Annotated in this window: 1 protein-coding gene; it reads right to left on the bottom strand. The window is 41.8% G+C overall.

Annotated elements, in window-relative coordinates:
* Positions 1-130: 130 nt before the first annotated feature.
* Complete coding sequence (locus PL85_RS18685; RefSeq protein ID WP_115340164.1) at positions 131-793, bottom strand: hypothetical protein; 663 nt, start codon at positions 791-793, stop codon at positions 131-133.
* Between the last annotated feature and the right edge of the window lie 35 nt (positions 794-828).

Genomic DNA, 828 nt, shown 5'->3' with positions numbered 1-828 from the left:
CTATAACGACGTTTAACGCCCTGTTAAGGTGTGAGCAACGCAATACCAAAGCCGCCGCATACCACCTTAAACATTAAACACAACGCATAGTAAAAATGCCACGCGTTGCGAATCACTCTTAAACAGTTTGTTATGTACGTACTTGAAGATGTATGACATCCTCGATCATGTCTTTTGTTTTCAGCGCTATTGGAAATACTGATTTTGCCTGATGGCTACTAAGGTATGGAGTGCAGCAAACAAGCCTATACTCTTTCTCCCAAGCTAACTCTCTGCTTTTGAAAAAATATTTGTGGCAAGGATGATACGAATCCCTTCTTGGGTCTACGTTTCCATTATTGTAGATTGGCTCTCCAATGAAGAACTCTCGTTGCCATGGTATTCGAAAGCGCAGCCTATCAGCTATTTCGAAAAACAGATCCTCAGCTCGATATTTAATGCAAAGATCATAGCCACAGCCCTTGCGCTTAAACCACTTTAAATGAGCCTCTTCACTATACTCAGAAGAAACACTTAGGATAAGCGCATTATCAAAACTATCAATGATAACACCCCCTTGCGCATTAACTGAGGTATTTAGATTTGGCAGCAGAGTTGGACCTTTTACGAACAGGGCATGATTACCCTCTCTTGGGTCACCAAAGCCAGCACCATCCAACTCATAAGCCCTCCGATATTCAGCTAAAGTGCCGAGTTTGAACTCTCCGTGCAATATGTGTTTTTCGTAGACTTCTTGGGTACAGTATTTATAAACATATTGAGGGCACTGGTCTTTTGCTTGCAGATTTATCATCGTTTACCTCAAAGTACTAGTGTACCCCACGAAAA

The sequence above is a fragment of the Vibrio anguillarum genome (assembly GCF_001989995.2).
GTDB lineage: Bacteria > Pseudomonadota > Gammaproteobacteria > Enterobacterales > Vibrionaceae > Vibrio > Vibrio anguillarum.
This window is presented reverse-complemented; position numbering and strand designations above follow the sequence as displayed.

Excerpts from the sequence above, each read along its gene's own strand:
- PL85_RS18685 (WP_115340164.1), bottom strand. The coding sequence starts at position 793 with ATGATAAATCTGCAAGCAAAAGACCAGTGCCCTCAATATGTTTATAAA.